The sequence below is a fragment of the Metabacillus crassostreae genome (assembly GCF_016908395.1).
Taxonomy (GTDB): domain Bacteria; phylum Bacillota; class Bacilli; order Bacillales; family Bacillaceae; genus Metabacillus; species Metabacillus crassostreae.
Genome location: NZ_JAFBDU010000018.1, coordinates 1 through 17,407, shown reverse-complemented (window position 1 = coordinate 17,407; position 17,407 = coordinate 1). Strand labels below are relative to the sequence as shown.

The window sequence follows — 17,407 nt, the reverse complement described above, 5'->3', positions numbered from 1 at the left end:
GACTTGCATGTATTAGGCACGCCGCCAGCGTTCGTCCTGAGCCAGGATCAAACTCTCCAATAAAGTAGTGTTTGACTTGCTCATAGTTGTTTCGTTTTTGTACTATATAGTACGTTTTTGTTAATCGAAATTAACGTTGGCACGCTTGGTTTTGTTTAGTTTTCAAAGAACTTTTCATCACTCTTAATCAGAAGCGACTTTAATATACTAACATGTTAACAAATTAAAAGTCAATACTTTTTTAAAAAATAATGATTTTAGTGAGTGATCTTTTTCATATCTCTGCAAGAGACGTTTTAAAATATATCATCTATAGAATTATGTGTCAACAATTAGTACTGTATTAAACTTAGAATAGTTATTTATATATATCCAATAATCTTGTCTATTGTTCTTAGACTACATTACTCAAATTAATACAAAAAGAAAAGACAAACGGAACACCATTTGTCTCTTCTTTATATAATCATTGTTTTTATAACAACTAATGCAGCTAATCCTGGAATACCTAAAATTCCTGAAATAGTAGAAGTAATTAGGTTAATTGGTATATGTAAATCAATGCTTGTACCAAAAACATTTACAAAAAACAATAATAATGCACCAACAATAACTTTAATAAATAATTGACCTATCCATCTTAAAGGGCGTATTGGTGCTCCTACAAATAATAAAACGAGAATCAATCCACCTAGAACAGAAAATACAATGACGGGATCCATCCGTATCACTCACTTTCATACTATGCTTATAATTAAACATATGAAGTGAGTAGAAAAATAGAACAAGCTTCCTAGCAAAGCATCAGAACATTTATTTTACATTTTCCCAATCTTAATTTTCCTTACCTTAGCTTCTTTTAACAGAAAGAAGTATTTTGCTTCGGCCACTTTGAGTTCATAGAGAACTTGAGGTGATGGTTCAACACTTTTATCAACTAATTGCTTTTGGCGATTCCACTCTTTTTTCATCATGAGTAAATTCTGAATTAGCTGTTGATCATATTGACTTCTTAACCACCCTTTTCGGCGAAATAACATGAATTATCCCCCTTTATAGTTCTCTTCTTCCTTCTAGTGCTCTAGATAAAGTAACCTCATCAGCATATTCTAAGTCCCCACCAACAGGTAAACCGTGTGCAATTCTTGTTAGCTTTATACCAGATGGCTTTAGCAATCTTGAGATATACATTGCAGTTGCTTCACCTTCGATATTAGGATTAGTGGCTAATATTACTTCTTGGATTACATCATCTTGTAATCTCTTTAAAAGCTCTGGAATCTTAATATCTTCCGGTCCTATTCCTTCCATAGGAGAAATAGATCCATGGAGAACATGATAAAGGCCGTTATATTCTTTCATTTTTTCCATTGCTATTACATCCTTTGGATCTTGTACAACGCAAACTAAGCTTTTGTCACGTCGTTGATCTTCACAGATATAGCATGGATCTTGATCTGTAATATGACCGCAAACAGAGCAGTAAGTGAGATTACGCTTTGCGTTTACTAGTGCCTTTGCGAAATCTAATACAACATCTTCTTTCATATTTAGTACAAAAAAAGCCAGACGAACGGCCGTTTTCGGTCCGATTCCTGGCAATTTCATAAAGCTATCAATTAGCTTTGATATTGGTTCAGGATAATGCATGATTAATCCCCCTAGAACATTCCTGGTAAATTCATTCCTTTTGTGAATTGTCCCATTGTTTCATTTGTTAAATCATCCATCTTTTTCAACGCATCATTCGTTGCTGCTAAAACAAGATCCTGTAGCATTTCGATATCTTCTGGATCTACAACTTCTTCTTTAATATTAACTTCGATTAATTCTTTTTGACCATTAACAACAACTGATACCATTCCACCACCAGCTGAGCCTTCAACTGTTTTTTCAACTAATTCTTCTTGAGCTTTCGCCATATCCTTTTGCATTTTTTGCATTTGTTTCATCATTTTTTGCATATTACCGCCGCCGCCTCGCATCATCTTACATTCCTCCATATAGTTATTAGTCTTTTATTTCAATTAGCTCATTTCCTACTAATTTCATTGCTTCAGCAATAAGGGGATCTTCTTCACCACTTTGCTGATTATTATCATCATCTTTATGATCCTGTAGGAATTCCTTCCTTATTTTAACCCAATCAGGTTCCGGAACGCCAACCATTTCCAAAGTTTTTCCGGTGATTTCTTGTAAAATCATTTCAAGATTTGTTCTAACATTGTTATTATTTTCAGCAACCATCTTACAATGAATCTCAAACTTGAATTTTAAAATAAATGCAGTTTCTGATGCAGCTACTGGTTCACTGTCATTTAGCAATGCTGCATGTGATACTTTATTTTGCCTTTTAAGAAGCTCTAAAAGTTCTCCCCAACGACTTTTTATTACTTCTAAGTCTTGCCTAGTCGCTACCTTTAATATTTCCTGAATTCGACCTTCAGGAGTTTTGTATCCACTTTTCATTGACCTTTGCTTTGGTTCAGCACCTGCACTTCTTTGCTGTGGTGCTGCTAACCCTTGCTGCTTTATTGTATTTAATTCAGATTGTAGATTCGTGATTTTTTCAAGCAAGGATTGATAACCTTCTTGATCATATTGTGTTGCTCCATTTGATTGCTGACATAATTTCACAATAGCCACCTCTAAGAAAATTCTTGGGTGGTTTGTCCATTTCATCTCTTGCTGACTTTTACTTAAAGTTTCGATTGTGTCATATATAGCACTAGAAGGTATTTCTTTTGAAAGTTCAATAAACTGTTCATCTACTGATACACGTTCTAGAACATCCTCTAATGTTGGTGCAGTTTGATACAAAAGCATATCTCGATAATAATAAATAAAATCTTCTATAAACCTGCTAGGATCTTTCCCCTGATACATTAGTTGATCAAGAGACTGTAGAGCAGTTGATACATCCTTTTGATTAATGGCTTCTGCTATCTTACCGATAAAGTTTTGTGATACAGATCCAGTAATAAGTAACGCTTCATCCAATGTTACTTTTTCATCACTATATGATATCGCTTGATCTAGTAGGCTTAATGCATCGCGCATACCACCATCTGCAGCACGAGCAATCACATCTAGAGCAGATTCATCAACAACAATTTCCTGGTTATGTACAATTTCCTTCATTCTTCCTACAATTGCTGATGCAGTTATTCTTCGGAAATCAAAGCGTTGACAACGAGATATAATCGTTAGTGGAATTTTATGTGGTTCTGTTGTTGCCAAAATAAAAATAACATGACGTGGTGGCTCTTCAAGTGTTTTTAGTAAAGCATTGAATGCACCAATCGATAGCATATGAACTTCATCGACTATATATACCTTGTATTCTACAGATGATGGAGCATACTTTACTTTGTCACGAATATCCCTAATCTCATCAACACCATTGTTAGATGCAGCATCAATTTCTATAACATCTGATATTGAACCATTTGTGATCCCTTTACAAGCTGCACATTCATTACACGGCTCTGCTACTGGAGACTTCTCACAGTTAACAGCTTTAGCAAAAATTTTGGCAGCACTTGTTTTCCCAGTTCCTCTTGGACCTGAAAAAAGATACGCATGGGAAAATTTATTTTGTAATAGGGCATTTTGCAACGTTTTAGTGATATGTTCTTGTCCAACCACATCGTGGAAAACTTGAGGTCGAAACACACGGTATAATGCTTGATAACCCACAAAAACGTCTCCCTTCATTTTCTTCTATTTTATTATAACAACCATTAACCATTTTACAAAGTGAGATTCTTCAATTATAGACTTCATTATACTTAAAAATAGCTTGATCATTACTGTATTGTTTTACATGATTGATAGTTAGTAGTGAACAACCTATGACAAAATAACATAAACAAAAAACTCACTCCGTAAAGAGTGAGTTTCTATTTTAAATTAACTGCCGTGCACCTTCTGTCGATTAGCCACCATAGGCGTTACTTAAGCAGTTAGCTCGGCTCAGGCAACCCTGCGGCACATGAGAGCTTCCACTTAATGCTGCTTCCTTCCGGACCTGACATGGTTCATGGATTCCCATTGCGCAGGACCCAAGCGTCAACACCACTTACTTAAGGCAGCCCTACAGTGTGCTAACCTCTAGAAGGGATTCGGCCTCGCTAGAGCGGATTGCGAGTACAGGGCACCGCTACCTCCCCGCTTAGCACGGCAAAATTGATACCATATTTAATGCACCGTTAATACGACGCAAGTATTAGTATATAACCTTATAAGCTAAAATGCAACGTCTAAGGTATGTAAGTTTTTGCTAAATAATGATTTCATTTCTTTTTACGAGTTCTTAGCTCTTTAAAGAAGTCACTTAACATCTTACCACAATGTTCTGCCTCTATACCACTCAAAACATCTACTTGGTGATTAAAACGCTCATCCTGCAATAAATTCATTAATGTTCCAGCACAACCCCCTTTAGGATCAGCAGCACCGTATACAACTCGTTTAATTCTTGATAAAACAATAGCTCCTGCACACATGGGACATGGCTCTAATGTCACATATAATGTGGCATTTTCTAATCTCCAGGTTTCTAATTCTTGGCAGGCCTTATCAATTGCAAGAATTTCTGCATGAGCAATTGACCGTTGCTCTTTCTCACGTAAGTTAAAGGCTGTTGAAATCACTTGATCATTTAAGACAATCACAGCACCAATAGGAACTTCACCTAATTCTTTAGCCTTCTTCGCTTCTTCAATAGCCATCTTCATATAATATTGATCATTCATTTATCAAAATCCCCTTATATAAATCCCATTTTTGTAACACCCTACATGTAAGTGAGGAGGAATACAAAATGAAAAACAATTCTAATCAAGCTGTATTAATCATTGATATGATTAATGATTTTCAATTTAATTATGGTCCTATTTTAGCAAAACAAGCCGAAGATATCTCACATAATATTTCTTCCTTAAAAAAGCGCGCGAAAAGCAGAGGTTGTCCTATCATTTATATTAATGATCATTATCAGCTTTGGCAGGCAGACTTCTCAAAAATAGCAGAAAAATGTAAAAACCAATTAAGTGAAAAAATCATTCATAAACTATTTCCTGAGGATGATGATTTTTTCCTCATCAAACCCAAACATTCAGCCTTTTATGGTACAGCTTTAAATACACTTTTATATAGTTTACATATAAAAGACCTTATCATTACAGGTATTGCAGGTAATATCTGTGTCTTATTTACAGCAAATGATGCTTATATGAGAGAATATAATTTAACGATTCCACCAGACTGTATTGCCTCTAACACTATTGAAGATAATAACTTCGCATTAAAAATGATGGAAAATACATTAAAGGCCTCTATCTCTAAATCATCAAATATAAAAATTAACTAACATGCTCTCGGTATTCTTTTCATATGATGTACAAAAAGGATACTGAGGAGGACAACATGCAAATACATATCGTCCAGCAAGGACAAAGTTTGTTTAGCATTGCACAGGCTTACAGTACTTCTGTTGAGGAAATTGTTCGAACAAATGAAATACCTAATGCTAGTGATTTAGTTGTCGGGCAAGCCATAGTGATCCCTATACAAGGTAGGTTTTACTTTGTTCAGCCTGGTGATAGTTTATATAGCATCGGTCAGAAATTAGGCATTTCTTCTGAAGAACTAGCAAGAATCAATAATATACCGGCAAATCAGCCACTTACTATTGGACTAAGATTATACATTCCTGATCAACCTAAGAGAACTGTAGAGTCAAATGCATATATCGAACCTCGAGGAACAAGTGTAGCAGCTAATCTAGAACAAGCAGCTCGTGATGCTGCACCATATCTAACATACTTAGGACCATTTAGCTTTCAAATACAGCGTGATGGCACACTAAAGGAACCATTATTAAATAATTTCCCAGAAATAGCACAACAAAATAATGTTACTCTTATGATGGCTATTACAAACTTAGAAAATGATCAGTTCAGTGATGAACTTGGTCGAATTGTTTTAACAAATATGGATATTCAAAATAAGTTATTAGATAATATTGTGAAAGCAGCCAAGAAATATGGATTTAGAGATATTCACTTTGATATGGAGTATTTACGTCCACAAGACCGTGAAGCTTATAATCAATTTCTACGTAAGGCAAAAGCAAGATTTAGCCAAGAGGGATGGCTACTTTCTACTGCTCTAGCACCTAAAACAAGTGCTGAACAAAAAGGTCGCTGGTATGAAGCACATGATTATAAAGCACACGGAGAAATTGTTGATTTTGTTGTTATTATGACATACGAATGGGGATATAGCGCAGGTCCACCACTTGCTGTTTCTCCGATCGGTCCAGTTCGAGAAGTTTTAGAATATGCAATTTCAGAAATGCCTAGTCGAAAAATTATGATGGGGCAAAACCTATATGGATATGACTGGACATTACCATTCGTTCAAGGTGGGCAATTTGCAAAAGCTGTTAGTCCACAGCAAGCGATCCTTTTAGCAAGTAATAATAATGTACCAATTAAATATGACCAAAAGGCACAAGCACCTAACTTTGATTATGTTGATGAAAATGGGAAAGAACATAAGGTTTGGTTTGAGGATGCAAGATCAATTCAAGCGAAATTTGATTTAATCAAAGAATTAGACTTGAGAGGAATAAGCTATTGGAAATTAGGTTTATCATTTCCACAAAATTGGCTCCTACTTTCTGATAATTTTACAATTGAAAAGAAATAACCTTACCCGAGGTTGCTTAAGGATGTTCACTTTTTATACAATTGTGTTCACCCTAAGTCAACCTCATTTTTTTATCCCACTTATAATGCCCCTTATAAAATAACCGACTAATTAATAAATCATTGAACAAGTCCCCAGAAAAACCATAAAAAATCTCTTGGAAATAATAACAAACATTATTTATTTACTCAAAACACTGATTGCTATGGTAAAATGAAATTTGTCGATTTTTAGTATCTGGTGTTTCGCTTTAAAGGAGGACCCATTATGAATATACCCTTTATAACTGTTGAGGGACCGATTGGAATCGGTAAAACTTCATTATCAAAAGCAATTGCTGATTATTATCAATTTCATTTACTAAAGGAAATTGTTGATGAAAATCCATTTTTAGGGAAATTTTATACGAATATTGAAGAGTGGAGCTTTCAAACAGAAATGTTCTTTCTTTGCAATAGATACAAACAATTAGAGGATATTGATTTGAAATATTTACAACAATCAAAGCCTGTTGTTGCTGATTATCACATTTATAAAAACCTTATCTTTGCAAAACGAACATTAAAAAATGAACAATATGATAAATATTTGAAAATCTATGATATTTTAACACAGGATATGCCTAAGCCTAATCTTATTATTTACTTAAATGCCAGTCTAGATACATTACTTTCTCGAATTGCCAAGCGTGGTCGAGAAATAGAACGAAATATTGATCCTAGCTATCTTCAGCAGCTTTCTGAAGATTATGAAATGGCTATGTCACATTTAGAAAAAGCTGATCCCTCCATACCAGTTATTCGATTTGATGGAGATACATTAGATTTTGTACAAAACAAAGAGGATTTAACTTATATTTTCAATACTTTAGATCAGTTTTTGCAAAAAGGAGCTAGTACACATGAATTTACGCGAAAAGTATAATATTCCCCACAATGCTGTCATTACAATTGCTGGTACTGTTGGTGTAGGGAAATCTACAATGACAAAGACACTAGCTAGAGAATTAGATTTTAAAACTTCCTTTGAAAAAGTCGATTCAAATCCTTATTTAGATAAATTTTATGCTGATTTTGAACGCTGGAGTTTTCATTTACAAATCTATTTCCTTGCTGAGCGCTTTAAGGAACAAAAGAAGATTTATGAATATGGTGGAGGCTTTGTCCAGGATCGCTCTATATATGAGGATACCGGAATATTTGCCAAGATGCATTATGAAAAAGGTACAATGTCTGAGGTTGATTATGAAACATATAAAAACCTTTTTGACGCAATGGTTATGACTCCATACTTTCCACATCCTGATTTACTTATTTACCTTGAAGGAAGTTTAGATGATATATTATCTAGAATTAAGCTACGTGGACGACCTATGGAACAGCAGACACCTATTGATTATTGGAAAGAAATGCATGAACGCTATGAAAATTGGATTAATAACTTTAATGCTTGCCCAGTTCTACGCATCAATATTAATGACTATGATATTATGACAAATGAACAAACAATTGAACCTATCATTGCAAGAGTTGGTCAATTTATTGAACAAACAAAATTTCTGAAGAAATAACATTAATTTAGACTTCTATTTCTAGTGATTAAAATCCCAACAGAACTCCAAAGAGGCTGGGACATAATTAATTAAGTTAATGAAAAACCCGAATTATTAGGTGATATTTCAATTAATCATTCGCCTAATAGTTCGGGTTTTTATTTGCCGTCTTCAATAGATTTTTTGATTTTGCATACTATTTTTAAGAACTAGTGGAATGGAGCGGAAGACACTAGGGCACCTACGGGAATAGAGGAAAGGCTGAGACCCCGCAGGCGTAGCTGAGGAGGCTCAGCTTCCTCCCCGTGGAAAGCGAGTGTCTGCAGCGCAATGGAACGAACTTGTTTCTTTCAGCTTAACTGAATTTAGATTTATTCGTCTTTTTGTATGATTTCTTTACTTATGTCCCAGCCTCTTTTGTTTTTTATATAAAGTAGACACAGATAATAAAAAAAAATCGTTACATATAGTAACGATTTTTATCAATCTCCCATATCTTATGCGCTGGACATGGGATTTAAATTTTAAGTTATGGAGGAGGAAAGGGGATTCGAACCCCTGCGGGTTTTGACACCCCTGTCGGTTTTCAAGACCGATCCCTTCAGCCGGACTTGGGTATTCCTCCGCATCGACAAGATCTAATTTATCATAAACAAAAATATATGTCAACACATTTCAAAAACTTTTTAAAAATATTATTAAAAGTAAGTAGAGGGAATATATTTCCTCTACCTACCCTTTATAATATCTTTCCATAATTTTAATCTTCTATACTAATTCTTTCTTTATTCCCCATGTATGGACGTAATACTTCAGGAATGATAACAGATCCATCTTCCTGCTGATAATTCTCGAGAATTGCTGCAACAGTACGACCAATTGCAAGTCCAGAGCCATTTAATGTATGAACATGCTCAACCTTTGCTTTAGGATCTCTTCTGAAGCGGATATTTGCTCGACGTGCTTGAAATGCCTCAAAGTTACTACAAGAAGATATTTCACGGTATGTTTCATAGCTCGGTATCCAAACTTCTAAATCATATTTTTTAGCTGCAGTAAATCCTAAATCAGCTGTACACATGCTTAGAACTCGATAAGGTAAACCTAACAATTGTAATACTTTTTCAGCATGTCCTGTAAGTTTTTCAAGCTCTTCATAAGAATCTTCAGGTTTAACAAAACGAACTAGTTCAACCTTATTAAATTGATGCTGACGAATCAAACCTCTAGTATCTCTACCAGCAGATCCCGCTTCAGAACGGAAATTTGCACTAAATGCAGCGTAGCTTATTGGTAGTTGCTCTACATTTAAAATTTCCTCACGATGTAGATTTGTAACAGGTACCTCAGCAGTTGGAATTAAGAAGTAATCTTCACCTTCAATTTTAAAGGCATCTTCCTCAAACTTTGGTAATTGTCCTGTTCCTGTCATACTATCACGATTCACAATAAAAGGAGGTAGAATTTCTGTATATCCATGATCATCAACATGTAAATCTAACATAAAATTGAATAAAGCTCTTTCTAACCTTGCACCAAGTCCACGATAAAAAACGAAGCGACTTCCAGTAACTTTAGCTGCTCTTTCAAAGTCTAATATTTTCAATCCATCTGCGATATCCCAATGAGGTTTTGGTTCAAAATCAAATTTTGGAAGCTCTCCCCATGTACGTACTTCTACATTATCATCCTCAGTGTCGCCAACTGGTACACTATCATGAGGAATGTTAGGAATTGAAAGCAATAATGAATCCAATTCTGTTTCTACAATACGTAATTCATCATCTAGTGCTTTTATTTCATCACCAACTTGCTTCATTTCCTGAATTAAATGATCAGCATCTTGTTTTTCACGCTTTAATTGAGCTATTTGGCTTGATACTTCATTACGCTTACTCTTTTTTTCTTCTGTTGAATTAATTAGCTCTCTTCTCTTCTTATCCAATGACTCAAACTTACCGAAATCTGTTAAATCTTCTCCACGTTTTGCTAACTTTTCTTTTACTACTTCTAAATTTGTACGTAAAAATTTACTATCTAGCATGTTCATTCTCCTTTTCTTACTGATTTTTTAAGGCTGTTTTTCATATACTTTGTTGCTTTAACAACTCCAAGTAAACAGCACTATATAAAGCATAGTGGTATCTTTTCTTCATAGGATAGTACCTATTATGCTATAAGAACAATGTTTTCCACTGCATAATTAGGTCAATTAGCAACAATCTTTCAGAAAAGAGCCTTTTTTAAAAAGGAACACAAAAAACTCCCGTCCCAAAAAGGGACGAGAGTTACCCGCGTTGCCACCCTAGTTAAAAATACACTATGTATCTTTCACTTAATGAATAACGGTCATAGCCGGAAATGCCTACTTTAATCTTGCTAGTTCAGCACTTCATTCAAGGATGGATTCACAAGCATCTATCACCGATTTTCACCAACCATCGGCTCTCTATAGATAGAACTTCTTGATACTAGTTCCTATCAACATATTTTCATATATAATTTGGTAAGGCTTTTTAAATGATTGTTGCTAACAATCCTCATTCATTGTCAAAAACAGTGTTTTTGACTACGAAAACAGCCTTTGGTAATCATAATTTACTATAAGTTTACAACTGCTTCAAGCATTTTATACATTTATTTTGATTCTTTTACCATGTTTATGAATAACTGAGTCATTCGGTGATCGTCTGTTAGTTCAGGGTGGAAAGAGCATCCGAGGAAATTCCCCTGACGAGCTGCAACAATTCTTCCATCATGCTTAGATAAGATTTCTACATCTTCTCCTACCTCAACGATATGTGGAGCGCGAATAAAGACTCCTACAAAGTCTTCTCCAACTCCTGTAATCATCAATTCAGCTTCAAAACTATCTTTTTGACGACCGAAGGAATTACGTTCAACAGTTGCATCAAGTATGCCCAAGTGTGATTCACTATAACCTACAAGGTTTTTAGCAAGTAGGATCAAGCCTGCACAAGTACCAAACATTGGCTTACCAGAATCTGCAAATGCCTTTAAAGGTTCCATAAAATGATATTTATCTATTAAACGACGCATTGTTGTACTTTCTCCACCAGGGATAATTAGACCATCAACCTCATCCAATTGGTGTATTGTTTTCACAACAATACCCTCAGCACCACAAGCCTCAATTGAACGTATATGCTCTCTTACGGCTCCTTGTAAACCTAAAACACCTATTTTTAACATGTTAAAAACTCCTTTTAATTACCAACCACGATCCTGCATTCTTTGCTCTGGTAAAAGGCTTGAAATCTCTACTCCTTGCATAGCAGAACCAAGTCCCTTTGAAAGCTTAGCAATTAGTTCATAGTCTTGATAATGTGTAGTAGCTTCTACAATTGAACGAGCAAATTTAGCTGGGTTCTCTGATTTAAAGATACCAGAACCTACAAATACTCCATCTGCACCTAATTGCATCATTAATGCTGCATCAGCTGGTGTTGCTACACCACCTGCAGCAAAGTTAACAACTGGTAATTTTCCTTCTTTTTTAATTTGAAGAAGAAGCTCAAATGGTGCACCTAGAAGTTTTGCTTCTGTCATTAATTCATCTTCACTCATTGCTGCAACTTTACGAATTTGTCCATTTACTTTACGCATATGGCGAACAGCCTCAACAATATTACCAGTTCCAGGCTCTCCTTTAGTACGTAACATAGAAGCTCCTTCAGCAATTCGACGAGTAGCTTCACCTAAATCACGGCAACCACAAACGAATGGTACAGTGAAGTCACTTTTTAAAAGGTGATATTCTTCATCTGCTGGCGTTAATACTTCACTTTCATCAATATAATCTACGCCCATTGCTTCAAGGATACGTGCTTCAACAATGTGACCAATACGAGCTTTTGCCATAACTGGAATTGAAACTGCGTTCATAACCTCTTCAACAATTGTTGGATCAGCCATTCTTGCTACACCACCTGCAGCACGAATATCAGCAGGAACACGCTCAAGTGCCATTACTGCTACAGCACCTGCTTCTTCTGCAATTTTAGCTTGCTCTGCATTGACAACGTCCATAATTACGCCGCCCTTTTGCATTTCTGCCATTCCACGTTTTACACGATCAGTACCAATATTACTCATTATGTTTGTCCCCCTTATGTAATTTCCTAATAGTAGGATTTGTAATAGATTTTAAAAAATTCATCTACGCTATATTTTATCCTAACTTCTAGTAAAATCCTATCAAAATTAGTGTTATTAGTAAAACAATTCTAAATTGTTCACTAATCTATCAATTCTGACTATCATGATTTTCCCATTATAGCTTATTATAAGCAATCATCAAACTTTTTATATGTAGACTATTATAAACATACTGTGATAAATAAGGTATAAAAAAGCCCCTAAATAATAGGAGCTTTTTTCTTAGAATAATCCTTTAACCGCATCTGTTACTGTTCCCCATAATCCACTAAAGAATCCTCCGATTCCTCTCATAGATAAAACAAACCAATTTGCTTTTTCAACAGCTTCCTTTGTTACAACATCAACTTGTGCAGTTTTGTTATATTCAACAAATGTTAATGCTTCACTCTTTCCTTCATAAGTGACAACCATTGTCCCAACTTTTTGATCTTTCTTAACAGGAGCAGTTAGCTCTCCATTTTTTGAAAGTTGTTTTTCATCTAGTTTAAACGTTGATTTATATAAGTCATCTTCTCCATTTTTCACAACTAATGTTAGAGGATCTTTTGTATGGATTGATACTTTATCCTCTTTTCCTTTCACAACAGGAATTTCGGATTGCTTTTTAACCTGATAGTTTGCAGGAAATACTTCTTTTACTGAAAAGCTATTAAATGCATAATCTAGCATTTTCTTTGTTTCTTTAAACCGTGGAGTATGCAATGTACCACTATCATCCTTGGCATCTATAACAACAGTTATAACACGCATACCATTTCTAACGGCAGTTGCTGTAAAACATGATCCTGCATTATCTGTAGAACCTGTTTTTAATCCATCTACACCTTCATATTCAAATAATAGTCCTGGCAGCATCCAATTCCAGTTTGGCATATTCGTCTGGTCGTCAGTACCTTCTCTAAATACTCCTTTAGAAACACTTGCTGTTTTTAGGATATCTGGATAATCCTGAATTAATCTTTTAGAAAGCAGAGCCATATCACGTGCTGATACTTTACTTTCACCATCCACACCTGTTCCTTCAGGATGCATACCGATTAAATCTTTATTTTCTAATCCAGTTGCATTTACAAACTCATAATTCTGTAAACCAAGCTCTTTCGCTTTTTCGTTCATTAATTTTACAAAGTTTGATTCTGAACCTGATATAATCTCTGCTAATCCTATTGCAGCTCCATTAGCAGAATAAATCGCCATTGCCTCATATAATTCCTTCACGTTATAAGATCCATCTTGTCTTAATGGAACATTTGAAAGATTTGTATTTTGTGAAATTTTATATACATATTCACTTGGAGTATATGTTTGCTCCCAAGTAATTTTACCACTTTCAATTGCTTCTAAAACAAGATACTCTGTCATAACTTTAGCCATACTAGCAATCGGTAGCATTTCATCTACATTTTTACCATAAAGGATTGCTCCCGTAGATTCCTCAATAATAATAGCAGCCCCTGCATTGACTGAAATAGGCTCCTCTGCTGCACTTACTGTACCATTCGGATAAAAAGCTGATACAACTAGAGTAAAGGCAAAGATAAGTATCATAACCTGTTTTAATTTCATGTTGTTAACCATGTCCTACCCCCATACTTTCTAAAATTATCTATATTATTTTTGTATTTTTTTAAACAACAAGATTGATTTTATCACAGAAAATGCAAAAAAAATAGACAGAGTAGTAGACTCTGTCAAATGTTATACTTCTGTCATATTTTTAAAGAATTCTTCTAATAATGGTTGCTAACAAACTTCTTATCAGGTAGATATCTGATAAGACACTTGCTGATATGAAAGATACTAAGAATTAGCTAAAAAAACTTCAATAACTTATTTATAAAAAAATTACATTGAGTAATTCGGTGATTCTTTTGTAATTTGTACATCATGTGGATGGCTTTCTCTTAAGCCTGCTCCAGTCATTCGAACAAATTGTGTATTTTCTCTTAACTCTTTTAAGTCCTTCGTTCCACAATAACCCATACCAGAACGAATACCTCCAACAAGCTGATAAATTGTTTCAGATAGTGGCCCTTTGTAAGGTGTTCTTCCTTCAATGCCTTCTGGAACAAATTTTTTGTTATCTTCTTGGAAGTAGCGGTCTTTACTTCCTTTTTCCATTGCTCCTACTGAACCCATACCACGATAGACCTTAAAACGTCTACCTTGGAAGATTTCAGTTTCTCCAGGACTTTCTGAAGTTCCTGCAAGTAAACTTCCTAGCATGACTGCATGCCCACCTGCTGCTAGAGCCTTCACCATGTCACCAGAGTACTTAATACCACCGTCAGCAATAATAGATACCCCATGTTTTCTAGCTTCTGTTGCGCAGTCGTATACTGCTGTAATTTGAGGTACTCCTACACCTGCAACAACTCGAGTTGTACAAATTGATCCTGGACCAATTCCAACTTTAACAACATTTGCACCAGCTGTAATTAAATCTCTTGTAGCATCAGCTGTAGCTACATTACCTGCAATAATGTTTAGGTTAGGATATGCTTCACGAATTGTTTTAACAGTTTCTAGCACACCTGCAGAGTGACCATGTGCAGTATCAACAACAACTGCATCAACACCTGCTTCAACTAATTTTTTTACACGAATCATAGTATCCGCTGTTACACCGACTGCTGCTGCAACAACTAATCTTCCATGAGCATCTTTAGCTGAGTTTGGAAACTCGATAACTTTTTCAATATCTTTTATTGTAATTAAACCTTTTAACACACCATCTTTATCAACAAGTGGTAACTTTTCAATTTTATGCTTTTGTAAAACCTTCTCTGCATCTTTTAAAGTTGTTCCTACATCTGCCGTTACTAAATTATCTTTAGTCATGACTTCATCAATTTTTATTGAATAATCTTGTATAAATCTCATATCACGATTTGTTATGATTCCAACAAGTTTGAGATCTTCGGAATTATTTACAACTGGGACTCCAGAAATTCGGTATTTACCCATTAAGTGTTCTGCATCAAAAACCTGATGCTCAGGTGTTAAGAAGAACGGATCAGTAATAACTCCTCGTTCAGATCGCTTAACTTTGTCCACTTGTTCTGCCTGTTGCTCAATAGACATGTTTTTATGGATAACACCCATACCACCTTGTCTTGCAATTGAAATGGCAAGAGCTGATTCAGTAACAGTATCCATACCTGCACTTAGAATAGGAATATTTAGTTTTAAGCTAGGTGTTAACTCTACACTTAAGTTTACATCCCTTGGTAATACCTCAGATTTAGCTGGTACTAGTAAGACATCATCAAATGTTAAACCTTCTTTAGAAAATTTTTGTTCCCACATAGTAAAATCCCCCTTTTTCGGCAAAATATTATTAGTAGATTATCAACATGAGGAACGACTGTCAAGAAAGGAATGAAGAATTTAAATATTTAGAATATATCAATTGGAGTGTACAATTATGCAGATATCAATTTGGGAACGCTTTCTTTCTTATCAATCAACACAAACAATACAAAAAAGATTAGAGAAACACTATGCTAGCAACGATTATGAAAATTCAAGCCAACTTTCTTACGATAATTCATATCGACTAATATATTTTTTAAAGCATGGAGAAAATTTTTTTACTCAAGCTGATCAAGCTCCACATGCTATCCAACCTATCTTATTATTTTATGGCTTTTCTCAACTATTAAAAGCCTGTTTAATTATTAAAGATCCAGATTATCCATCAACATCATCTGTATTAGCACATGGTGTATCAAGTAGAAAACGAAAAAAACAACAATACCAATTTCTGAAAGATGAAATAAAGATTCAACGACACGGCCTTTTCCCACATATAGCAGAGGTATTTTTCCAAATCAAACATTTGGATGCTGAAAAATACTCAATGGAAACACTACTAAAACAAATAGCAGAAATGAATGATGTCTTTTTATTTCATCAAACTAAAATGACATCAAAACAGGTTGTGAAAGATAAAAACAATCTCATGATTGATGAAGATACGGCATTTTCATATCATATGTCACAAGAAAGACTCACAGAATTTCTATGTGAAAAATATCCTGGTAAGCTTTTAAAGGAAAATGCATCCTCTCTTTCATCCATAAATATCACAAAAGGTTTTCAATATAACTGTTTACCATTTTTATATCACCTAGAAGATGACTCATTTTATTTGTCAACATCTCGTGAGGACCTACCACAAATCCCAGAGTTACTAACTCATTATTTGTTACTATATAACTTAAGTATGATCTCAAGATATGAAACCGAGTGGTGGTATGAATTGCTATTAGGTGCTTCAAGTGATGATTATCCCTTCATTTTACGTTATATGGAGATAGCAAAAAGAAAGGTACCATATTTAATTTTCAATTTTTTGGAAAGTAAGCTTTGACTTATTTTTATTATTAAAAGGAATTCATTTTTAATAAGATAATTTTAAATATTATGATGTATCTTAACGGGGTACTCTTCGCTCTAGGGGGCTTATAATGAACTCAGGAGCTACCTTTAAAATTACACAGGTTCTTTAGCCTTTTAAGGGTGATTGTGATGTTATATAAAGTAAGAAACACCTGAATTTTATTTATTTAAACCATTTTGGGCAAATCAATATTGAACCTTACCTTTATGTATCTTCTGACGCCTTTGTGATACGAGTGTTACCTTTTTTCTTTCTACGAATAGTCAGGATTATGATATCCTTTTATCTTCACAATAATAGGCCAGTGTCACTACTACTGGCCTTCAATCATTTATTTATTTCCTACTACTATCACTAGTGGTTTTGTTAATCGGTGAATCTTCGTGTTCATTCAGATACTCATGTACCAAATTCGTACATTCCTTTGTGTTTCTGCTCTCTTATGGGCTTCATCTTCTTGATGACGGACATTTGACTTTGGTTTCTGTTCTCTTATGAGCTTCATCTCCTTGATGACGGACATTTGACTTGAGATTCTGCTCTCTTATGGA

At 34.7% G+C, this 17,407-nt stretch carries 16 protein-coding genes, 1 tRNA gene, 1 rRNA gene, 1 other RNA gene and 1 other annotated feature; of the genes, 5 read left to right on the top strand and 14 right to left on the bottom strand.

Translation table 11 applies throughout. The features are described 5' to 3' along the window. The 8 genes from JOC75_RS23665 to tadA all read right to left on the bottom strand — a co-directional run. Positions 1 to 63: ribosomal RNA gene (locus JOC75_RS23665) — 16S ribosomal RNA — on the bottom strand; the annotation flags it as partial. Between the two features lie 395 nt (positions 64 to 458). Next, positions 459 to 722 carry a pro-sigmaK processing inhibitor BofA family protein gene (locus JOC75_RS23660; RefSeq protein WP_204956348.1) on the bottom strand — a complete coding sequence of 88 codons (264 nt, stop codon included), beginning with the start codon at positions 720 to 722 and terminating at the stop codon, positions 459 to 461. 96 nt (positions 723 to 818) lie between these two features. Continuing rightward, the gene (locus JOC75_RS23655; protein WP_204956347.1) at positions 819 to 1,040 is read right to left on the bottom strand and encodes a YaaL family protein; all 222 of its coding nucleotides are present in this window, start codon (positions 1,038 to 1,040) and stop codon (positions 819 to 821) included. Positions 1,041 to 1,053: 13 nt separating this feature from the next. Continuing rightward, positions 1,054 to 1,650 (bottom strand): recombination mediator RecR, encoded by a 597-nt coding sequence (gene recR / locus JOC75_RS23650; RefSeq protein WP_146950878.1) that lies wholly within the window; start codon positions 1,648 to 1,650, stop codon positions 1,054 to 1,056. Positions 1,651 to 1,661: 11 nt separating this feature from the next. Further along, entirely contained in the window at positions 1,662 to 1,985 is a 324-nt protein-coding gene (locus JOC75_RS23645) for a YbaB/EbfC family nucleoid-associated protein (protein ID WP_146950883.1), read from the bottom strand. A 25-nt stretch (positions 1,986 to 2,010) separates the two neighbouring features. Next, on the bottom strand, positions 2,011 to 3,699 hold the full coding sequence (gene dnaX, locus JOC75_RS23640) for a DNA polymerase III subunit gamma/tau (RefSeq protein ID WP_204956346.1): 1,689 nt from the start codon (positions 3,697 to 3,699) through the stop codon (positions 2,011 to 2,013). Between the two features lie 220 nt (positions 3,700 to 3,919). Continuing rightward, an RNA gene (gene ffs / locus JOC75_RS23635) (signal recognition particle sRNA large type) lies at positions 3,920 to 4,183 on the bottom strand. Positions 4,184 to 4,295: 112 nt separating this feature from the next. After that, positions 4,296 to 4,757, bottom strand: a complete 462-nt coding sequence (tadA, locus tag JOC75_RS23630; RefSeq protein WP_204956345.1) for a tRNA adenosine(34) deaminase TadA — start codon at positions 4,755 to 4,757, stop codon at positions 4,296 to 4,298. Between the two features lie 68 nt (positions 4,758 to 4,825). Here tadA and JOC75_RS23625 point away from each other — a divergent pair, with 68 nt between their 5' ends. The 4 genes from JOC75_RS23625 to JOC75_RS23610 all read left to right on the top strand — a co-directional run bounded on the left by JOC75_RS23625 (position 4,826) and on the right by JOC75_RS23610 (position 8,287). Then, a complete protein-coding gene (locus JOC75_RS23625) occupies positions 4,826 to 5,374 on the top strand; it encodes a cysteine hydrolase family protein (protein WP_204956344.1) in 549 nt (182 codons plus the stop codon). Between the two features lie 56 nt (positions 5,375 to 5,430). Further along, positions 5,431 to 6,717, top strand: coding sequence for a glycoside hydrolase family 18 protein (locus JOC75_RS23620; RefSeq protein ID WP_204956343.1), 1,287 nt, complete (start codon positions 5,431 to 5,433; stop codon positions 6,715 to 6,717). Between the two features lie 264 nt (positions 6,718 to 6,981). Then, complete coding sequence (locus JOC75_RS23615; protein ID WP_338036627.1) at positions 6,982 to 7,641, top strand: deoxynucleoside kinase; 660 nt, start codon at positions 6,982 to 6,984, stop codon at positions 7,639 to 7,641. Then, positions 7,619 to 8,287, top strand: a complete 669-nt coding sequence (locus JOC75_RS23610; protein ID WP_204956341.1) for a deoxynucleoside kinase — start codon at positions 7,619 to 7,621, stop codon at positions 8,285 to 8,287. The genes JOC75_RS23615 and JOC75_RS23610 overlap by 23 nt, the downstream gene beginning before the upstream one ends. Positions 8,288 to 8,801: 514 nt before the next feature. On the opposite strand, the gene JOC75_RS23605 is transcribed toward JOC75_RS23610, so the two are convergent. The 6 genes from JOC75_RS23605 to guaB form a co-directional block, all read right to left on the bottom strand. Then, positions 8,802 to 8,894, bottom strand: a tRNA-Ser gene (locus JOC75_RS23605). 135 nt (positions 8,895 to 9,029) lie between these two features. Then, a complete protein-coding gene (gene serS, locus JOC75_RS23600) occupies positions 9,030 to 10,313 on the bottom strand; it encodes a serine--tRNA ligase (protein WP_204956340.1) in 1,284 nt (427 codons plus the stop codon). Positions 10,314 to 10,543: 230 nt separating this feature from the next. Beyond that, positions 10,544 to 10,763, bottom strand: a binding site (T-box leader). Between the two features lie 143 nt (positions 10,764 to 10,906). Further along, entirely contained in the window at positions 10,907 to 11,482 is a 576-nt protein-coding gene (pdxT, locus tag JOC75_RS23595; RefSeq protein WP_204956339.1) for a pyridoxal 5'-phosphate synthase glutaminase subunit PdxT, read from the bottom strand. An 18-nt stretch (positions 11,483 to 11,500) separates the two neighbouring features. Beyond that, positions 11,501 to 12,385, bottom strand: a complete 885-nt coding sequence (pdxS, locus tag JOC75_RS23590; RefSeq protein ID WP_146950870.1) for a pyridoxal 5'-phosphate synthase lyase subunit PdxS — start codon at positions 12,383 to 12,385, stop codon at positions 11,501 to 11,503. Positions 12,386 to 12,670: 285 nt separating this feature from the next. Continuing rightward, positions 12,671 to 14,029, bottom strand: coding sequence for a D-alanyl-D-alanine carboxypeptidase family protein (locus JOC75_RS23585; RefSeq protein ID WP_275580354.1), 1,359 nt, complete (start codon positions 14,027 to 14,029; stop codon positions 12,671 to 12,673). 267 nt (positions 14,030 to 14,296) lie between these two features. Further along, the gene (gene guaB / locus JOC75_RS23580) at positions 14,297 to 15,760 is read right to left on the bottom strand and encodes an IMP dehydrogenase (RefSeq protein ID WP_204956338.1); all 1,464 of its coding nucleotides are present in this window, start codon (positions 15,758 to 15,760) and stop codon (positions 14,297 to 14,299) included. A gap of 118 nt (positions 15,761 to 15,878) precedes the next feature. On the opposite strand from guaB, the gene JOC75_RS23575 reads away from it, so the two are divergent. Further along, complete coding sequence (locus JOC75_RS23575; RefSeq protein WP_204956337.1) at positions 15,879 to 16,826, top strand: YaaC family protein; 948 nt, start codon at positions 15,879 to 15,881, stop codon at positions 16,824 to 16,826. Positions 16,827 to 17,407 lie beyond the last annotated feature (581 nt).

What these genes read in the sequence shown, in the direction of transcription:
- tadA (WP_204956345.1), bottom strand. Translation starts at nt 4,757, where the DNA reads ATGAATGATCAATATTATATGAAGATGGCTATTGAAGAAGCGAAGAAG.
- JOC75_RS23620 (WP_204956343.1), top strand. Translation starts at nt 5,431, where the DNA reads ATGCAAATACATATCGTCCAGCAAGGACAAAGTTTGTTTAGCATTGCA.
- serS (WP_204956340.1), bottom strand. Translation starts at nt 10,313, where the DNA reads ATGCTAGATAGTAAATTTTTACGTACAAATTTAGAAGTAGTAAAAGAA.
- JOC75_RS23660 (WP_204956348.1), bottom strand. Translation starts at nt 722, where the DNA reads ATGGATCCCGTCATTGTATTTTCTGTTCTAGGTGGATTGATTCTCGTT.
- guaB (WP_204956338.1), bottom strand. Translation starts at nt 15,760, where the DNA reads ATGTGGGAACAAAAATTTTCTAAAGAAGGTTTAACATTTGATGATGTC.
- JOC75_RS23585 (WP_275580354.1), bottom strand. Translation starts at nt 14,029, where the DNA reads ATGGTTAACAACATGAAATTAAAACAGGTTATGATACTTATCTTTGCC.
- JOC75_RS23625 (WP_204956344.1), top strand. Translation starts at nt 4,826, where the DNA reads ATGAAAAACAATTCTAATCAAGCTGTATTAATCATTGATATGATTAAT.
- pdxT (WP_204956339.1), bottom strand. Translation starts at nt 11,482, where the DNA reads ATGTTAAAAATAGGTGTTTTAGGTTTACAAGGAGCCGTAAGAGAGCAT.
- JOC75_RS23655 (WP_204956347.1), bottom strand. Translation starts at nt 1,040, where the DNA reads ATGTTATTTCGCCGAAAAGGGTGGTTAAGAAGTCAATATGATCAACAG.
- JOC75_RS23610 (WP_204956341.1), top strand. Translation starts at nt 7,619, where the DNA reads ATGAATTTACGCGAAAAGTATAATATTCCCCACAATGCTGTCATTACA.
- JOC75_RS23575 (WP_204956337.1), top strand. Translation starts at nt 15,879, where the DNA reads ATGCAGATATCAATTTGGGAACGCTTTCTTTCTTATCAATCAACACAA.
- pdxS (WP_146950870.1), bottom strand. Translation starts at nt 12,385, where the DNA reads ATGAGTAATATTGGTACTGATCGTGTAAAACGTGGAATGGCAGAAATG.
- recR (WP_146950878.1), bottom strand. Translation starts at nt 1,650, where the DNA reads ATGCATTATCCTGAACCAATATCAAAGCTAATTGATAGCTTTATGAAA.
- JOC75_RS23645 (WP_146950883.1), bottom strand. Translation starts at nt 1,985, where the DNA reads ATGCGAGGCGGCGGCGGTAATATGCAAAAAATGATGAAACAAATGCAA.